This window comes from Rhizobium gallicum bv. gallicum R602sp (assembly GCF_000816845.1).
Taxonomy (GTDB): domain Bacteria; phylum Pseudomonadota; class Alphaproteobacteria; order Rhizobiales; family Rhizobiaceae; genus Rhizobium; species Rhizobium gallicum.
In genome coordinates this window covers 2223994-2241109 of sequence record NZ_CP006877.1, presented here as the reverse complement: position 1 = coordinate 2241109, position 17116 = coordinate 2223994, and the positions used below count along the sequence as shown (strand labels likewise).

Below are 17116 nucleotides of genomic sequence, written 5' to 3'. Positions count from 1 at the left end.
GTCGCGAGGCGTTTTCCGGCACGCGACGAACTGCATAAAAGGAAATCTCATGCACAAGGTCATTTATGACACGGACCCGGGCGTCGATGACGCCATGGCACTCCTGTTCCTGCATCGTCACCCCGACGTCGATCTGATCGGCATCACGACCGTTTTCGGCAATGCCTCGATCGAAGCGACGACGCGCAACGCGCTGTTTTTGAAGCGCGAGTGGAATATTTCAGCCCCTGTCGCCAAGGGTACGGGTACGACGATCGACCCGTCGCGCAAGGAGATCGACTGGCCGACCTTCGTGCACGGCGACAATGGCCTCGGCAATATCGACGTGCCGGAGATGGTCGATGTGCCGCTCGATCCGCGCCCGGCATACCGGTTCATCGTCGACACCGTGCGCGCCAATCCCGGCGAGGTGACGCTCGTTGCCGTCGGCCGCATGACGAACCTTGCGCTGGCGCTGAAGGAAGATCCGGAGATCGCCAAGCTCGTGAAGGCCGTCGTCATCATGGGCGGCAATTTCTATGTGCCGGGCAATGTTTCGCCGGTCGCGGAAGCCAATATTCACGGCGATCCGGAAGCTGCCGACATCGTCCTGACCGCTCCCTGGAAGGTTGTGGTCATCGGCCTCGACGTGACCGCGGTCACGACCATGAGCCGGCGCTATCTCGCCGCTGCCGCCGCAGAGGGCGACAAGGCCGTCAAGCTGCTGAACGATCTCTCGCAGTTCTACATCGATTTCTACGCGCATGCGGTCGATGACGGAATGATGGTGCATGACAGCTGCGCCTGCGTCTATGTCGTGGCGCCGGAACTCTTTTCGACCATCACGGGTTCTGTTCGCGTCGTCTGTGGCGGTATTGCCGACGGCCAGACGATCGTGAAGCCGGACGGCCGCCGCTTCCCGCCCGGCGATTGGGACGGCCTGCCGAGCCAGATCGTCTGCACCGGCGTCGAGTCGCAAAAAGTGATCGGCCTCCTTCGCGAGACGCTGCTGCGCGCCTGATGAATTGCCGGACCGGCCGGCGTCTCCTCCGGCCGGTTCTTGCTGAATCCGATCAATGGGATGGCATGCTTTCCTTAAGTTCGGATTCAACCCTTTCCAAAATTGAGTCAGTTTCCATCCGGCAGCCTGTGGTGGGCTTTCACCGTTGCCGTTGACCTTGCCTGCTGCCGGGCATAGATCACCTGAATGATCGAAAGCGCATTCTCCCATCTGCCGGCGCTGGAGCCAGGCAACGTCTGGCTCGTCGGCGCCGGGCCGGGCGATCCTGGCCTGCTGACGCTGCTTGCCGCTAAGGCGATGGCGGAAGCCGATTTGATCATCCACGACGCGCTGGTGAACGAGGAATGCTTGATGCTCGCGCGGCCCGATGCCGTTCTCGAATATGCCGGCAAGCGTGGCGGCAAGCCTTCCGCGAATCAGCGGGATATCTCGCTTCGCCTGGTCGAACTTGCGCGCTCCGGCAAACGCGTGCTGCGGCTGAAGGGCGGCGATCCCTTCGTCTTCGGCCGTGGCGGCGAAGAGGCGCTGACGCTGGTTGAGCACAACATCCCGTTCCGCATCGTGCCGGGCATTACGGCGGGGATCGGCGGGCTCGCCTATGCCGGCATTCCAGTCACCCATCGCGAGATCAACCATGCGGTCACGTTCCTCACCGGCCATGATTCTTCCGGAATCGTGCCGGATGCGATCAATTGGGAGGCGATCGGCCGCGGTTCGCCGGTGATCGTCATCTATATGGCGATGAAGCATATCGCCCAGATCAGCGCCAACCTCATCGCGGCGGGCCGAAATCCGTCGGAGCCGGTCGCCTTCGTCAGCAATGCGGCAACCATCGGGCAGCAGGTTCTGGAAACGACGCTTGGCGAAGCACCGGCCGCTGTCGCGGCGTCCGGTTTGGAGCCGCCTGCAATTGTCGTCGTCGGCGAGGTCGTGAGATTGCGCCCGTCGCTCGATTGGCTGGGTGCCTTGGCGGGGCGCAGGTTACAGCCCGATCCGTTTCGCCGAACCGGAGGGAAGGTGACGGCATGAGCGGGTTGCTGATCGCTGCGCCGTCCTCCGGCTCCGGCAAGACTACGATCACGCTCGGCCTGCTTCGGGCGCTTCGCAACCGCGGCGTTGCGGTCGCTCCCGGCAAGGCCGGCCCGGACTATATCGATCCTGCCTTTCACTCCGCCGCCAGCGGCGCGCCGTGCCTGAATTTCGACGCCTGGGCCATGCGGCCGGAGTTGATTTCCGCCAATGCCGCGCTGCACCGGTCCGGCGATCGCATCCTGGTCATTGAGGCGATGATGGGCCTCTTCGACGGTGCGGCCGACGGCAAGGGGACCGCGGCCGATCTCGCCGCCATGCTTCGCCTATCCGTCGTGCTCGTTGTCGACGCTTCGCGCATGTCGCATTCGGTCGCGCCACTCGTCAGCGGCTTTGCGAGCTTCCGCGCTGATGTCCGCATCGCCGGCGTCATTCTCAACAAGGTCGGCAGCGAGCGGCACGAGACGATGCTGCGCCAGGCGCTCGATGCGATCCGCATGCCGGTCATCGCGGTCATCCGCAGCGACAAGACGCTGGCGCTTCCGGAGCGGCATCTGGGCCTCGTCCAGGCGGGCGAGCATCAGGGGCTGGAGGACTTTATCGAGCATGCTGCCGAAGCCGTATCCGACGAGTGCAAATTCGAGTTTCTTCTGCGCACCGCGCGCCAGGGCCTCAACGTTCCCTCGGCGGCGAATATCCATCGGCTGGCGCCGCTCGGAAGCCGGATTGCCGTTGCCCGCGACATCGCCTTTGCCTTTTGCTACGAACATATGCTGCTCGGCTGGCGCCGCCGCGGGGCAACAATCTCCTTCTTCTCGCCGCTGGCCGACGAAGCACCCGCCGCCGATGCCGACGCGATCTATCTGCCGGGCGGCTATCCGGAACTGCATGCCGGAGAGATCGCGGATGCGCAGAATTTCCGCCGGGCGATGGTCGAGGCTGCAAGGCGCGGCACGCGCATTTACGGCGAGTGCGGCGGCTACATGGTTCTTGGCGACGGGCTGATTGACGCCGGCGGCACGCGGCACGAGATGCTCGGCCTGCTGCCGCTTGTCACCAGCTATGAAGAGCGCAGCCGGCATCTCGGCTATCGCCGCGTTCAGCCGGTCGACGGGGCATTCTTCGGCCATGGCATGACGGCCCATGAATATCATTACTCCACTGTGGTTCGCGAAGGCGACGCCGACAGGCTCTTCACGGTGAGCGATGCTCTCGGCATCAGTCTCGGTGAAGCCGGCCTTCGCCGCGGCCAGATCGCTGGGTCTTATATGCATCTCATCGACCTTGCCGGAGCCGCCGCATGAGTGTTCCGATCATGCACGGCGGCGGGATCTCGGCCGCCGCCGCTGCCTTTGGCGGAAGGCCGGAGGATTGGCTTGATCTATCGACCGGCATCAATCCGTGCCCGGCGGCGCTGCCGGACATTCCTGCTGAATCCTGGCATCGCCTGCCGGACAAATATCTGGTGCAATCCGCCGTTGCCGCTGCCCGCGACTATTACCGCAGCGGCGATCTCCTGCCGTTGCCGGTTCCAGGGACGCAATCGGTGATCCAGCTTCTGCCCAGACTGGTCGAGCCCGGCGGGCGAGTAGCGATCGTCTCGCCGACCTACGGCGAATACGAAAAAGCGTTCCGGTCAGCCGGCTTTATCGTGGATGCGATCGATGGGATCGGGGCTGTCGACGACCGGCACGCGCTTGCAGTCGTCGTCAATCCGAACAATCCCGATGGCCAAAGCTATAAGCCGGACGAGCTAGCCGCGCTGCATGACCGGCTGAAAGGGCAGGGCGGCTGTCTCGTCGTCGACGAAGCCTTCGGCGATGCTGAGCCGAATTTGAGTCTCGTGCCTCTGGCATCGCGCCTTTCAAATCTCGTCATCTTCCGTTCGTTCGGGAAGTTCTTCGGACTCGCAGGTCTGCGGCTCGGCTTCGTCGTGACTGCAAGCGATATGCGCGAGCGTTTCGAGGATTGGCTCGGCCCTTGGGCGGTGTCCGGCCCGGCGCTGTCGATTGCCGCGTCCTTGCTGCGGTCGGATACGGCTCCGATCATCCGAAGGATCGCCGAGCGCCAGAATGCCTTGGAGGGCGTGTTGAAAGGCGCCGGTTTGGAAACGACCGGCGGTACTCGGCTCTTTTCGCTCGTCGTAGACAGTCGCGCAGGCCGCATTCACACGCATCTCTGCCGCCACCATATTCTCGTCCGCAAGTTCGACTATGCGCCGGAATGGCTGCGTTTCGGCCTCCCTCCCGATTTCGCCGCCGACAACAGGCTTGTGGTCGCTTTGGAAAGTTTTGACGGATGACGATCGACGAAAATCTCCTCGTGCTGTTGCTGGCGCTCCTTCTCGACCGGATCGTCGGCGATCCGGATTTGCTGTGGTCGCGGCTGCCGCATCCCGTCGTCCTCTTCGGCAAGGCGATTTCCAATTTCGACCGGCAGTTCAACAGCGAGACGCTGACGAAGGCCGAGCGGCGGCTGAACGGCACCGTCTCGATCACCGTGTTATTGGCGTTCAGCGCCGCCGCCGGGCTCGTGCTGCACTGGTTCTTCGGACTGTTCGGCTTTGTGGGAATTCTTCTCGAAGTTGCCTGCGTCGCGATCTTCATGGCGCAGAAGAGCCTTGCGGATCACGTTTCTGCGGTGGCAGAAGCCTTGCGCGGCGAGGGGATCGTCGGCGGCCGCAAGGCCATTTCCCGCATTGTCGGCCGCGATCCCGAAACGCTCGACGAGCCGGGAATTTGCCGTGCGGCGATCGAAAGCCTCGCCGAAAACTTCTCCGACGGCGTCGTTGCACCGGCGTTCTGGTATGTCGTCCTCGGCCTGCCCGGCCTCTTCCTCTACAAGATGCTGAATACCGCCGACTCGATGATCGGGCACAAGTCGGACAAGTACATCGATTTCGGCTGGGCCTCGGCTCGCCTCGACGATCTGGCGAATTGGCCGGCCGCCCGTCTTGCCATCCTGCTGATCGCCGCTGGCGCCTGGCTTCGGCGCGGCGCAAGCGCCAGCCGCGAGGCCTTCCAGGTAGCGATCCGCGACGGCGGTCTGCATCGCTCCCCGAATTCCGGCCGGCCGGAAGCGGCCATGGCCGGTGCACTTGATGTTCAATTGGCAGGTCCGCGTGTCTATTCCGGCATTGTCGTCAGCGAACCTATGATCAACGGCGCGGGCCGCGGCACCGCCACCGTCAAGGACGTCGAAGACGGGATCGCGGTATTCAATGCGAGTTGCATGATACTGGCGATCGCCGTGTTTCTGGCATTCGTCGCTCTGCTTTGACTGTGCTTCGCAGGAGAATTTCGGCGCTATCCAGATAAGAATGCTGGCCTGGTGTTCCGAGCCTCTATGCGAATTGCTGTTTCGGCAACAGTTGCCCGTCAAATTTGAAAGCAGATCATGCGAAAGCATTGGCTTTTGAAATGGATTTGCCTATGAGGGGGATGAATTCGTCATTGAAAGAGGTACAGCGCGTGACCGCTACATTCGATAAAGTTGCCGACATCATTGCAGAAACCAGCGAGATCGATCGCGAGACGATCACGCCGGAGAGCCATACGATCGACGACCTCGGTATCGATAGCCTCGACTTCCTCGATATCGTTTTCGCCATCGACAAGGAATTCGGCATCAAGATCCCGCTCGAAAAGTGGACGCAGGAAGTCAACGAGGGGAAGGTTTCCACCGAGGAATATTTCGTGCTGAAGAACCTCTGTGCCAAGATCGATGAGCTTCGCGCCGCCAAGGCCTGAGCGACACAGCTATCTTTTTTCTCCGCCCTGCCTCTGCGAACCGTAGCGGCCGGGCGGTTTTGTTCCTAACTAGGCGTATCCGGCGCTTGCTTTCCCGCCGGGCCGGAGGATCCGATGCTGCTGGAATATTTCCAGATGATTGACCGCGTGGAAGCGGTCGACCTAGAAAAGGGTGTGCTCAAGGCGCGTTCCGTTGTGCCGGCGAAAAGCCCCGTCTTCGAAGGCCATTTTCCGGGTATGCCGCTCGTTCCGGGCGTGCTTCTCATTGAAACCATGGCGCAGGCCTCGGGCATGCTGGTGCTGGCCGCGACTGATTTTGCCGCGATGCCGTTCCTGATGTCGGTGGACGGCGCCAAGATGCGCACTTTCGTCGAGCCAGAGGCGGTTCTCGACATCGAGGCGTTTCTGGAGCATGACGGGTCCGGTTTTGCCGTGACCAAGGCAAAGATCACGAGCGGCGGCAAGAAGGTCTGCGATGCGCAACTGAAGTTGCGCACCATGCCCTTCAGCGAGGTTCCGCTCGGCGATATCGTGAAAAAGCGCGCGGTCGAGGTCGGCCTGATGGATGCAATCGCCGCGCAGGGAGTAAAGGGATGAGCAAGGCTCAAAATGATGTCGTCATCACCGGCGTCGGTATCGTCACTTGTCAGGGCGTCGGCAAGGATGCGCATGTCGCGCTCTTGACGGCAGGCCGAGCACCGGAGCCGATCATCGAGACCGAGAAATTCAAGCCCTATCCGGTGCATCCGCTGCCGGAAATCGACTGGTCGCAGCAGATCGCCAAGCGCGGCGACCAGCGCCAGATGGAGAACTGGCAGCGCATCGGCGTCTTTGCCGCCGGCCTGGCGCTCGATGACGCGGGCTTCAAGGAGAATGCGGAAACCTGCGGCAGGATGGACATGATCGTTGCCGCCGGCGGCGGCGAGCGTGACATCAATGTTGATACACTGATCGTCGACGAGGGCCTCAAGCGCAATGATCGCGAGCTCTTACTCAACGAGAAGCTGACCACTGAACTGCGCCCGACACTCTTCCTGGCGCAGCTTTCCAACCTCCTTGCCGGCAATATTTCGATCGTCCATAAGGTCACCGGTTCGTCGCGGACGTTCATGGGGGAGGAGGCTGCAGGCATCTCCGCGGTCGAAACCGCATTCTACCGGATCAAGTCGGGCGAATCCTCGCATGCGCTCGTCGGCGGTGCCTTTGTCGCCGAGCGTCAGGACATGATTCTTTTGCCCGAATCGATCGGCGCTCACCTGCAGGGCAAATGGGCGCCGCTTTGGTCGCGCAAGGATACCGAAGGCGGCGGGATGATCCTGGGTTCGGCCGGGGCGTTTCTCGTTCTGGAATCGCGCAAGCATGCGGAAGCGCGGGGGGCGCATATCTATGCGACGATCGATTCCATCGAGGGCGACCGCGGTAACCGGAATGCCGGAAACCTTGAGGTTCGTCTCGAGCGCTTGCTGCAGCCGGCCAAGAATCTTGCGCCGGAAACAATTGCGATCTTCTCGGGCTCGACCGGCATGCATGATCTGGCAGAGCGCGAGAAGGCGGTTCTGGAGCATCAGCTTCCGGGCGCGGCCATCCGCGGCTTCGGCGGCGTGTCCGGCCATGCCATCGAAGCGCAGTTTACCCTTGGACTTGCCTTTGCGGCGCTCGCCGTCGACAGCAACGCGAAGGTGCCGCCTTTTGATGCCGCGCAGGAAAAACCGATGAGCGCGGGTACCACGGCCGCTGTCGTCACCGCAGTCGGCCACCAGCGCGGCGAGGGTGTCGCCGTTCTTTCCGCGGATGCGTGAGGAGTGATCAAATGACAGAAGCGACTTACAAGGATCATCTTGGCCGCCCGATCGTCGCGGTCACGGGTATGGGAATAATCACCTCGCTCGGCCAAGGGCTCAAGGACAACTGGGCGGCGCTGACCTCCGGCACTTCCGGGATCCACGGCATCACGCGCTTTCCGACCGACGGGCTTTCGACCCGCATTGCCGGCACTGTTGATTTCATCGATATCCCGGTGCCGAACGCCGTTGAGCGTTCCTACGCATTCGCCCGCGAAACGACGATTGAAGCGCTCTGCGATGCCGGTATCTCCGGCGATTTCAACGGTCCGCTCTTTCTCGCCGCGCCGCCGATCGAGCCGGAATGGAGCGCCCGCTTCGATCTCGCCGACCGTTCGCCGCCGTCCGACCATCCGGGCGATGCCTACGAGCGGTTCCTGGCCGCGATGCGCCAGCGCACGGATCCCGCCTTCCATGAAGCAGCACTCTTCGGCGCGATCTCCGAGCGTCTGGCCGACCGTTTCGGCACGCGCGGGCTGCCGGTGACGCTTTCGACCGCATGTGCATCTGGCGCCACCGCGATCCAGCTCGGCATCGAGGCGATCCGCCAGGGTCGTACCGATCGCGCCCTTGCGGTTGCGACCGATGGTTCGCTGAGCGCCGAAGCGCTCATCCGCTTTTCGCTGCTTTCCGCGCTGTCGACGCAGAACGATCCGCCGACCAAGGCCTCCAAGCCTTTCAGCAAGGATCGCGATGGTTTCGTCATCGCCGAAGGTGCAGCGACGCTGGTCCTCGAATCACTGGAAGCGGCTGTCGCGCGTGGCGCCAAGGTACTCGGCATCATGAAGGGCGCGGGTGAAAAGGCCGACTCCTTCCATCGCACCCGTTCGTCGCCGGATGGCGGCCCGGCGATCGCGACGATCCATGCCGCGCTTGCCGATGCCGGCATCGATGAAAGCGGCATCGGCTACATCAATGCTCACGGCACCTCGACGCCGGAAAACGACAAGATGGAATATGGCTCGATGCTTGCCGTCTTCGGCGAGCGCATGGCCTCCATTCCGCTGTCCTCCAACAAGTCGATGATCGGCCATACGCTGACGGCGGCTGGCGCGGTCGAAGCGGTGTTCTCGCTGCAGACCATGCTCACCGGCACGCTGCCGCCGACGATTAACTACAACAACCCGGATCCATCTATCGTTCTCGATGTCGTACCGAACAGGAAGCGCGAACAGCAGGTCTGCGCCGTGCTTTCGAACTCTTTCGGTTTCGGCGGGCAGAACGCCAGCCTTGTCATGGCGCTCGAACCGGCTTAAGCGGTTGCCGACACAATAAAAGAGAGAAGACGCCTTCGAGGCGAGAGGTTTTTTATGCGCGCTTTGCAACTGATCGATGACCGCAAGCTTGAGATCACCGATTTGCCGGAACCGGATGCTCCCGCTGCCGGTGAGGCGACGCTGCGCGTCAAGGCAGTCGCCCTCAACCATATCGACGTCTGGGGCTGGCGCGGCATGGCATTCGCCAAGCGCAAGATGCCGCTCGTCATCGGCGCGGAGGCCTCGGGCGTCGTGGAGGCGATCGGCCCGGGTGTCGCGAATGTCCTGCCCGGCCAGTTGGTCGCAATCTATGGCGCGCGCACCTGCGGTCTCTGCCGTCCGTGTCGCGAAGGCCGCGACAATCTCTGCGAACACGTCTCCGGCGTCCATGGCTTCCATCTTGACGGCTTTGCGCAGGAGAAGGTGAACCTTCCGGCCCGCCTGCTCGTTCCGGCCCCGCCCGGCGTCGATGCCATCGGCGCGGCACTGGCGCCCGTCACCTTCGGGACCGTCGAGCACATGCTCTTCGACAATGCCAAGCTCGAACCCGGCGAGACGATCCTCGTGCATGCAGGCGGTTCGGGCATCGGCACGGCGGCAATCCAGCTCGCCAAGAAGATCGGTTGCACCGTAATCACCACCGTCGGCTCGGACGACAAGATCGAGAAGGCCAAGGCGCTCGGCGCCGATCACGTCATCAACTACCGCACGGACCGCTTCGAGGGCCTCGTGCGCAAGCTCACGAAAAAAAAGGGCGTCGATGTCGTCTTCGAACACGTGGGCAAGGACACCTGGGCGGGCTCGATGCTGTGCATGAAGCGCGGCGGCCGCCTCGTCACCTGCGGCTCGACGTCGGGCGTTTCCACCGACATGAACCTGATGATGCTCTTCCAGCAGCAGCTGAAGTTGCTCGGCTCCTTCGGCTGCCGCATCGAGAATATGGCGAATGCCATGCAGAAGATGGGCCGCGGCCTCATTCATCCGGTCATCGACACCGAAGTCCGCTTCGACGATATCGACCGTGCGCTCGAACGCATGGAATCGCGCCAGATCTTCGGCAAGATCATCCTGAAGATGGACTGAACCGGTGAAGCTTTTCCTCACCCGGATCGTTCTGAAGCTCGAGCATTTCCGCCAATGGCTGATCGCTCAGCTGGCCTTTGGCTTCATGAATTTCCTGAAGTTGTTTCCGGCAGACAGCGCGATCCGATTTGCTGACTGGCTGACCCGCAAGATCGGTCCGCACACGTCGCGCCACAAGCTAATGCTCTTCAACCTGCGCAACGCCTTCCCCGAGAAGGGTGAGGCGGAGCTAAAAGAAATCGCCCTGGCGAGTTGGGGCAATATGGGACGGCTCGCCGCCGAATACGTTTTTCTGGACCGTTTGTTCGATTTCGATCCGGAAAGGACCGGTCCGGGCAGGGTGGAGGTCTCGGGGATCCCGATCTTCCTCGACCTGCGGGACAATCCCCGGCCGTTCATCGTTTTTACGGCGCATACGGGCAATTTCGAACTCCTGCCCGTCAGCAGCGCTGCCTTCGGTCTGCATGTGACGGTTCTCTTCCGTCCGCCGAACAATCCTTATGTCGCCCAGAAGGTCTTCGATTTCCGCAGCGCCCGCATGGGCAAGCTCGTGCCGTCGCATGCCGGCTCGGCCTTTGCGCTGGCGCGTCAGCTCGAAGCCGGGCAGGGTGTCGGCGTTCTCGTCGATCAGAAGTTCCGCAAAGGGCTGAAGACCACCTTCTTCGGCCTGGACACGAAGACGAACCCACTCTTGCCGAAACTCGTCCGTCAGTTCAACTGCGAGGTTTACCCCGCGCGCTGCATCCGGCTTGCCGGCAACCGCTATCGGCTGGAGATCGAACCGAAGCTGGACATGCCGCGCGACGAGAAGGGCAATCTCGACCTGACGGCGACCGCTCAGATGCTGAACGACAAGGTTGAAAGCTGGGTGCGGGAATACCCGGCCCAATGGCTCTGGTACCACGACCGTTGGAAGGTAAAGCACGAAGTTCTTAAGTGACGGGCTTTCAACCTCTTATATCTCATCCACTAAAACCCATGTGTCGTCCACGTTGAACTGAATCCTAATCATGTTATCCGTCGCTACTAGGGCGAGTAGCGGGATTCATGTTTATGTCATATGCGTTGAATTCTGCCAAAGCGGGGAGAATATGAATCCCATTGGAGAATAAGGGATCTGGAGGCGCCTTGCTCGAACTTTTGCAAGCTTTCTCATCGCGCTGCTCGCAGATCGAAGAGGCAATTCGTCTTGGCGACGATCGTCGCGTTGCAACCCTTGATGGTGGTTTCGAACTTTTGGTCGAAGTAATTGTGGACCATCACGCGGCCAACCTCATGGAGGTGTACATGCAGCTTCAGTTTGTCGGCTATCTGCTGCAGCAGGATGCCGGTGACGCTGCCAGCGTCAGCCATCACTCAACCAGGCTCATATCCCTTTTGGAGCGCTGTTTCGGCGCGCTGCCGCGTGCGGATGTTGCATTGCCGCGGGAATTGCCGCTACCTGCACCGAAGGCCTATGTGACCAATGTCGACAACGGGAATTTTCTCAATTCGGCGATTCTCGAGACCTTCCCGGATCGTGTTGCGGTGCTCACGCGCGACTACCGCTATCTTTATTCCAACCCGGTGAACTGTGCATATCTCGGACGAAGTCCGATCGACATGATCGGCCGCCATGTGATGGAATTCATCGGAGAGGAACAGTTCGTGGCACAAGCGAGGGCCAAGTTCGACGCCTGCTTCGCGGGGCAGCATGTCGAATACAACTACGAACAGCGCGGTGAAAGCAGGCGCACGCGTTGCCGCATGTCGCCGTTGCGCGACCTATGCGGGCAAGTTCTAGGTGCGCTTGTCGTGCTGGAATCTGCCGATGCGATCTCGACAATCGCTGCCTAGCTTCCCGCTTTAAGTCTTGCTCCACACGGCCAGTTCGTAGCCATCCTTGTCAAGGAAGTGAAACCGTCGGCCGCCCGGAAAGGCGGTGATCGGCTTTACGATCTTGCCTCCGGCCTGTTCGACCTTCTCCAGCGCTTCCTCAAGTTTGTCGGCGTATAGGATCACAAGCGGGCCACCACCCGGGCGCGGCGGTTGGATATTTGTGAAGCCGCCCGTCAGGCGGCCGTCATCGAATTCGCAATAACTGGGGCCATAATCAGTGAAACTCCAACCAAATGCGTTACCGTAAAAGACCTTTGCCGCCGCTATGTCGGCGACGTTGAATTCAATGTAGTCGATCTTCAGGTCGTTTGCGCTTTTTTCCATCGGTTACATCTCCATCAGCGATTTCAAGGCGCCGAGGTCCTTCTGCACATGGGCGGCATCAGCGGCGAATTGGTCGTCCGTCATGCCTGGCTGTTTCAACAGCGTGAACATCACCTCGCAGCCGTCGCCGTTCGGCACGATACGCAGCGCGTTGTAGACCCGTAGTCCGCTTTCGATTGTTACCGTATGGTCGATGACGCCGAACTCGTTGTGCGGAACGAAGCTCACACGTACCGTTCCCAAGGGACCGTGCGCGATCCAGTCGCTTCCTTCCGGTTCGAGGCCGGAGGCCAGCCCCGAGGCCCAGAGCGACATGTTTTCCGGCTTGCCGGCAAAGTCGTAGACCTCCTTCCAGTGCCGATTGATCGAACAGTGAACAATTTTGGCAGGCAGGGTGCTCATCGGATATTCCTTGGTGTTTCCTCCGCCGATTATAGCAGACAGGAAGCGGCGTATTGAAGGAAACGGCCGGTCAGCCTCCGAACTGTGAGCTGGCGAACTGATCGGCGTCCTTCCAGACTTGCCGTTTTTCCCGGAGAGTGCCACAACACCGGTCCAAAATGACTCATCGGAGGTGTATCGTGGAAAAGGCAGAAATCGGGCTGATCGGCCTTGCCGTCATGGGTTCCAACCTGGCACTCAACATTGCGGAAAAAGGCAACAAGATTGCAGTCTTCAACCGCACTCCCGAAAAGACGGACGAATTCTACGAAAGCGCCGGTGATCTCAAGAAGCAGATCGTCCCCTGCAAGACCATCGAGGAATTCGTCGAGGCTATCCGCCCGCCGCGTCCGATCATCATCATGATCAAAGCGGGCGCGGCCGTCGACCAGCAGATGGAAGCGCTGCGGCCGCACCTTTCCAAAGGCGACATCATGATCGATGCCGGCAACGCCAATTTCCGTGACACGATCGCCCGTTTCGACCGCCTCAAGGATACCGACCTGACCTTCATCGGCATGGGGGTATCCGGCGGAGAAGAAGGCGCCCGCCACGGCCCGTCGATCATGGTCGGCGGTACCGAAGACTCCTGGAAGCGTGTCGAGAAGGTTCTGACCTCGATTGCCGCCAAGTATAACGGCGATCCCTGCGTCGCCTGGCTCGGCAACGATGGTGCCGGTCACTTCGTCAAGACGATCCACAATGGCATCGAATACGCCGATATGCAGATGATCGCCGAAATCTACGGCATCCTGCGCGACGGCCTCGGCAAGAGCGCCGGCGAAATCAGCAAGATCTTCGGCGAATGGAACAAGGGCCGCCTGAATTCCTACCTCATCGAAATCTCCGAAAGGGTGCTGGCCGCGACCGATCCCGTGTCCGGGGGCCCGATGGTTGACATGATCCTCGACAAGGCCGGCCAGAAGGGCACCGGCAAGTGGTCGGCGATCGAAGCTCAGAACATGGGCATTCCGGCGACGGCTATCGAAGCTGCCGTTGCCGCCCGCAGCATCTCCTCGATGAAGGATCAGCGCGAAGCCGCCGAGAGGATTTTCGGAAAGCCGAAATACGATTTCCCGATTCCCTACGGTCAGGACCTCGACAAGGATCTGGAACTGGCGTTGTTTGCCGCCAAGATCGGCGCCTATGCGCAGGGCTTTGCCGTGATGGCGGAGGCTTCCCGCGAGTTCAACTGGTCGCTGCCGATGCCGGTGATCGCCAAGATCTGGCGGGCCGGCTGCATCATCCGCTCGCAGTTCCTGGACGAAATCACCAGCGCTTTCACCAAGGCGCCGGATGCGGCAAACCTTATCGTCACGCCGGCCTTCTCCGAAATGGTCAAGGAATCGATCCCGTCGCTTCGCCGCGTCGTTGCGGCAGCACTTGCCGCCGGCCTGCCGGTTCCGGCACTCACCTCGGCGCTCACCTATTTCGACGCATACCGCCAGGGCCGCGGCACCGCGAACCTCATCCAGGCCCAGCGCGACTTCTTCGGCGCTCACGGCTTCGACCGCCTCGACGGCAAGGATTTCCACCATGGCCCATGGGGCAGCGGCGCTTCGACGTTCTGAGGTATCAATCGAACAAGGAAAAGCCCGGTTTCGATCGGGCTTGTTTTATTTTGAAGATACCGAAGCAGGATCATGGAGCCTCGCGCTGGCTTGTCCGCTTCCCGTTGTCTCTTCCGTGCCGAACTGCGGCGAAGCAGGATAATTCGGCGCCTGCGCACCAGGAAACGTGACCCCTATCTGCGATCGTCCGGCCAGACCGGCTTGCTGATGCTCTGCAGCAGTTCCGGCTCAATGCCATCGATGCGGGCGATGACCGCCTTGGCGAGTTCGCGGCCGGCGTGGCGAACGTCTTCATTGGCGGTGATGATCTCCGGCCTGATCCAGTTCAGGATCGGCGCGGACTGCTTGGAAACCATGTCGATATCGTAGCCGACGCGCTTACTTGTCGCCTCGATGCCGGCGTTGACGGCAATAGCGGCACTTCCGGCCGAACAGACGATGCCGTCGGGCGCGTTCGGCATGCGCATCATCGCTTCGACCGCGGCCTTGACCTCCTCCAGCGGCGTATCGGTGTTGACGCGCAGGGGGACTTCCTCGGCGCCATAGTCGTGAAGGCCGGTCTGGAAGCCGATCCTCGTATGGGCATAGTAAGTGAGCTTGCTTGCCGGCTGGAGCAGAGCGATACGCCTGCGCCCGCGCTCGACGAGCCTCTTCACCGCCTCGTGCGCGAAGGATTCGTTGTCGAAATCGTGATAGGGGTGGACCAGTCCCGCATCTGTCCGGCCATGCGTCGCGAAGGGCATGTTCTGCTCAGCGAGCAGCCGCACGCGCGGATCGTCGGGCTCGATACGGGAAATAATGACGCCGTCGGCAGAGCCGGTGTCCAGGATGTAGCGCACCGGCAGCATCGGGTCTTTGCTGTGCGAGTGCGGTGTCACGACGATGTGGTACGGCGTGCCGGTCAGCACCTCGGAAATGCCGAAGACCATCTGGCTCGAGAAACCCATGATCTCTTCGTCGATGGAAAGAACGAGTGCGATGACATTGGTCTTGCCGGTCCTGAGGCGTACGCCGGCGCGGTTCGGCTGGTAGCCGAGCTGGCGGGCGACCATACGCACGCGCTCCTTGGTCTCCGCGCCGATATCCGGTGCGTCCTTGAGTGCGCGCGAAACCGTGGTAATGCCCAGGCCCGTCATGAAGGCGATCGTCTTCAGCGTCGGCCGTTCGCGCTGGATAGCCGCTGCCGCTCCCCCGGAATTTCCCTTGTTTTCCATCCCTTTATGTCACCCTCGCGCGATTCCGATCCGCTTTTAGAATGTTTTCGCAAAGCCGTAAGCACATTCCCCGCTGAACAACACTCGTCACTTGAGCCGTTAAATCTGTAACGATACAGTGGAAATGTCGAGCACTTTTTATGATGTTCGCACCAGCACTAGACGCTTAGGTTGAATTCCGGTTTCAAGGTCGGATCTTTTGCACGTGCGAAGGCGATTTCTTCAGACGATATGCGCCATAATAGAAATTAATATTTAATATCAATACCTTGTTTCGTTCGTCATCATGCAAGCTTGAATGCCCAGTCTAGCGCCATATGTCGCGGAGTTGTGAAGGAACAACAGGCATGGGTAGCAATGGCGCGTTTCGCTTAAAATCTTGACAGCGGGCTGTTGCGCCAAAATGTCGATTGCACTAAGTTTTTCCGGCAACGTTTCAGTGAGGGAGGAGAACTCATGAATTTTCGTTCGATGGCGGCTGTGCTTGCCGCTTCCGTCGTGCTGCCGCTTGGCGCGGCCAACGCGACCGATCTCGAAGTCACCCATTGGTGGACATCCGGCGGTGAAGCTGCCGCCGTCAAGGTCCTTGCCGACAGCTTCAACGCGAGTGGCAACAACAAGTGGGTCGATGGCGCAATTGCCGGTTCCGGCACCACCGCCAACCCAATCATCATTAGCCGAATTCTCGGCGGCAACCCCATGGGCGCTACCCAGATGAACACCGGCCGCGACGCCGAGGAACTCATCAAGGCAGGCCTCATGACGGATCTGACGCCACTTGCCGAGGAGGAGCATTGGAAGGACGTCATCCGTCCGGCCAAGCTGCTCGACGCCTGCGTCTATGAAGGCAAGATCTATTGCGTGCCGATCAACATCCACTCCTGGCAGTGGATGTGGCTCAACCGCCACGTCTTCGAAGACAACGGCATGGCTGTTCCAAAAAACTGGGACGAGCTCGCAGCCGACGCGCCGAAGCTGAAGGAGAAGGGCATCACGCCGCTCGCCACCGGCGCCCCGTGGCAGGTCGAAGGCATCCGCAACGTCATGCAGGCCGGCATCGGCGGCAAAGACCTCTACTTGCAGATCAACGACAAGAAGAGCGAAGAGGCCGTTCGCAGCGATCAGAACAAGAAGGTCTGGACCGCATTCGCCCAGGCCCGCGATATGGTCGATCCGGCTTATTCCGGCCGCGACTGGAACGTTGCCACCAACATGGTGATCGAGGGCAAGGCGGCCGCTCAGATCATGGGCGATTGGGCTCAAGGTGAATTCGGCGTCGCGAAGAAGGTTGCCGGCACCGACTACGATTGCCTGCCCGGTCTCGGCTTCAATGCGCAGCTCGATACGGGCGGCGACGCGTTCTATTTCCCGAAGAACAGCAATCCGGAAATCACCAAGGCGCAGCTTGAACTCGCCAAGATGCTTCTCTCCAAGGAAGTCCAGGTCAAATTCAATCTGGTCAAGGGTTCGCTGCCGGTTCGCGGCGACGTCGATCTCGAAGCCGCGAACGCCTGCATGAAGAAGGGCATCGAAATCCTGTCGGACCTCAACAATGTTCTGCCTTCGACCGAGCAGATGCTCGATTCCGATACGCAGGGCCAGCTGCAGGATCTCGCGCTCGAATTCTTCAGCTCCAAGATGTCTGTGGACGATGCAATCGATCGTCAGGCCGACATCATCTCGCAGGCCCAGTAAGGCCACAGACGCTCTCATAACTTGAGACGGTTTTA

At 60.9% G+C, this 17116-nt stretch carries 17 protein-coding genes; 14 read left to right on the top strand and 3 right to left on the bottom strand.

Going from position 1 to position 17116, the window contains the following annotated elements; genetic code table 11:
* Nucleotides 1-49 precede the first annotated feature (49 nt).
* From RGR602_RS11195 to RGR602_RS11140, 12 genes are all read left to right on the top strand, one after another.
* Nucleotides 50-1000, top strand: a complete 951-nt coding sequence (locus tag RGR602_RS11195) for a nucleoside hydrolase (RefSeq protein WP_039845160.1) — start codon at nucleotides 50-52, stop codon at nucleotides 998-1000.
* A gap of 186 nt (nucleotides 1001-1186) precedes the next feature.
* Entirely contained in the window at nucleotides 1187-2029 is an 843-nt protein-coding gene (gene cobA / locus RGR602_RS11190; RefSeq protein ID WP_039845159.1) for a uroporphyrinogen-III C-methyltransferase, read from the top strand.
* Nucleotides 2026-3333 carry a cobyrinate a,c-diamide synthase gene (locus tag RGR602_RS11185; RefSeq protein WP_039845158.1) on the top strand — a complete coding sequence of 436 codons (1308 nt, stop codon included), beginning with the start codon at nucleotides 2026-2028 and terminating at the stop codon, nucleotides 3331-3333. Before cobA ends, RGR602_RS11185 begins: the two co-directional genes overlap by 4 nt.
* On the top strand, nucleotides 3330-4331 hold the full coding sequence (gene cobD / locus RGR602_RS11180) for a threonine-phosphate decarboxylase CobD (RefSeq protein ID WP_039845157.1): 1002 nt from the start codon (nucleotides 3330-3332) through the stop codon (nucleotides 4329-4331). The genes RGR602_RS11185 and cobD overlap by 4 nt, the downstream gene beginning before the upstream one ends.
* Nucleotides 4328-5308, top strand: a complete 981-nt coding sequence (gene cbiB / locus RGR602_RS11175) for an adenosylcobinamide-phosphate synthase CbiB (RefSeq protein ID WP_039845156.1) — start codon at nucleotides 4328-4330, stop codon at nucleotides 5306-5308. Before cobD ends, cbiB begins: the two co-directional genes overlap by 4 nt.
* A gap of 161 nt (nucleotides 5309-5469) precedes the next feature.
* Nucleotides 5470-5778, top strand: a complete 309-nt coding sequence (locus RGR602_RS11170; RefSeq protein WP_133940147.1) for an acyl carrier protein — start codon at nucleotides 5470-5472, stop codon at nucleotides 5776-5778.
* Nucleotides 5779-5892: 114 nt separating this feature from the next.
* A complete protein-coding gene (locus tag RGR602_RS11165) occupies nucleotides 5893-6375 on the top strand; it encodes a 3-hydroxyacyl-ACP dehydratase FabZ family protein (protein ID WP_039845155.1) in 483 nt (160 codons plus the stop codon).
* The gene (locus RGR602_RS11160; protein WP_039845154.1) at nucleotides 6372-7577 is read left to right on the top strand and encodes a beta-ketoacyl-ACP synthase; all 1206 of its coding nucleotides are present in this window, start codon (nucleotides 6372-6374) and stop codon (nucleotides 7575-7577) included. Before RGR602_RS11165 ends, RGR602_RS11160 begins: the two co-directional genes overlap by 4 nt.
* Nucleotides 7578-7588: 11 nt before the next feature.
* Complete coding sequence (locus RGR602_RS11155; RefSeq protein ID WP_039845153.1) at nucleotides 7589-8875, top strand: beta-ketoacyl-ACP synthase; 1287 nt, start codon at nucleotides 7589-7591, stop codon at nucleotides 8873-8875.
* A gap of 54 nt (nucleotides 8876-8929) precedes the next feature.
* Nucleotides 8930-9958, top strand: a complete 1029-nt coding sequence (locus RGR602_RS11150) for a zinc-binding dehydrogenase (protein WP_039845152.1) — start codon at nucleotides 8930-8932, stop codon at nucleotides 9956-9958.
* Between the two features lie 4 nt (nucleotides 9959-9962).
* Entirely contained in the window at nucleotides 9963-10898 is a 936-nt protein-coding gene (locus RGR602_RS11145; protein WP_039845151.1) for a lipid A biosynthesis lauroyl acyltransferase, read from the top strand.
* A gap of 188 nt (nucleotides 10899-11086) precedes the next feature.
* Complete coding sequence (locus tag RGR602_RS11140) at nucleotides 11087-11794, top strand: PAS domain-containing protein (protein WP_039845150.1); 708 nt, start codon at nucleotides 11087-11089, stop codon at nucleotides 11792-11794.
* 9 nt (nucleotides 11795-11803) lie between these two features.
* On the opposite strand, the gene RGR602_RS11135 is transcribed toward RGR602_RS11140, so the two are convergent.
* Nucleotides 11804-12160: a VOC family protein gene (locus RGR602_RS11135; RefSeq protein WP_039845149.1), complete on the bottom strand. Its 357-nt coding sequence runs from the start codon at nucleotides 12158-12160 to the stop codon at nucleotides 11804-11806.
* Nucleotides 12161-12163: 3 nt separating this feature from the next.
* The gene (locus tag RGR602_RS11130; protein ID WP_039845148.1) at nucleotides 12164-12562 is read right to left on the bottom strand and encodes an SRPBCC family protein; all 399 of its coding nucleotides are present in this window, start codon (nucleotides 12560-12562) and stop codon (nucleotides 12164-12166) included.
* 158 nt (nucleotides 12563-12720) lie between these two features.
* Between RGR602_RS11130 and gndA the strand changes: the two genes are divergently transcribed.
* Nucleotides 12721-14172, top strand: a complete 1452-nt coding sequence (gene gndA / locus RGR602_RS11125; RefSeq protein ID WP_170250924.1) for an NADP-dependent phosphogluconate dehydrogenase — start codon at nucleotides 12721-12723, stop codon at nucleotides 14170-14172.
* A gap of 173 nt (nucleotides 14173-14345) precedes the next feature.
* Here the strand turns inward: gndA and RGR602_RS11115 are convergent, their stop codons facing one another.
* Entirely contained in the window at nucleotides 14346-15386 is a 1041-nt protein-coding gene (locus RGR602_RS11115; protein WP_039845145.1) for a LacI family transcriptional regulator, read from the bottom strand.
* A gap of 456 nt (nucleotides 15387-15842) precedes the next feature.
* Here RGR602_RS11115 and RGR602_RS11110 point away from each other — a divergent pair, with 456 nt between their 5' ends.
* Nucleotides 15843-17081, top strand: coding sequence for an ABC transporter substrate-binding protein (locus RGR602_RS11110; protein WP_039845144.1), 1239 nt, complete (start codon nucleotides 15843-15845; stop codon nucleotides 17079-17081).
* Nucleotides 17082-17116: the final 35 nt, after the last annotated feature.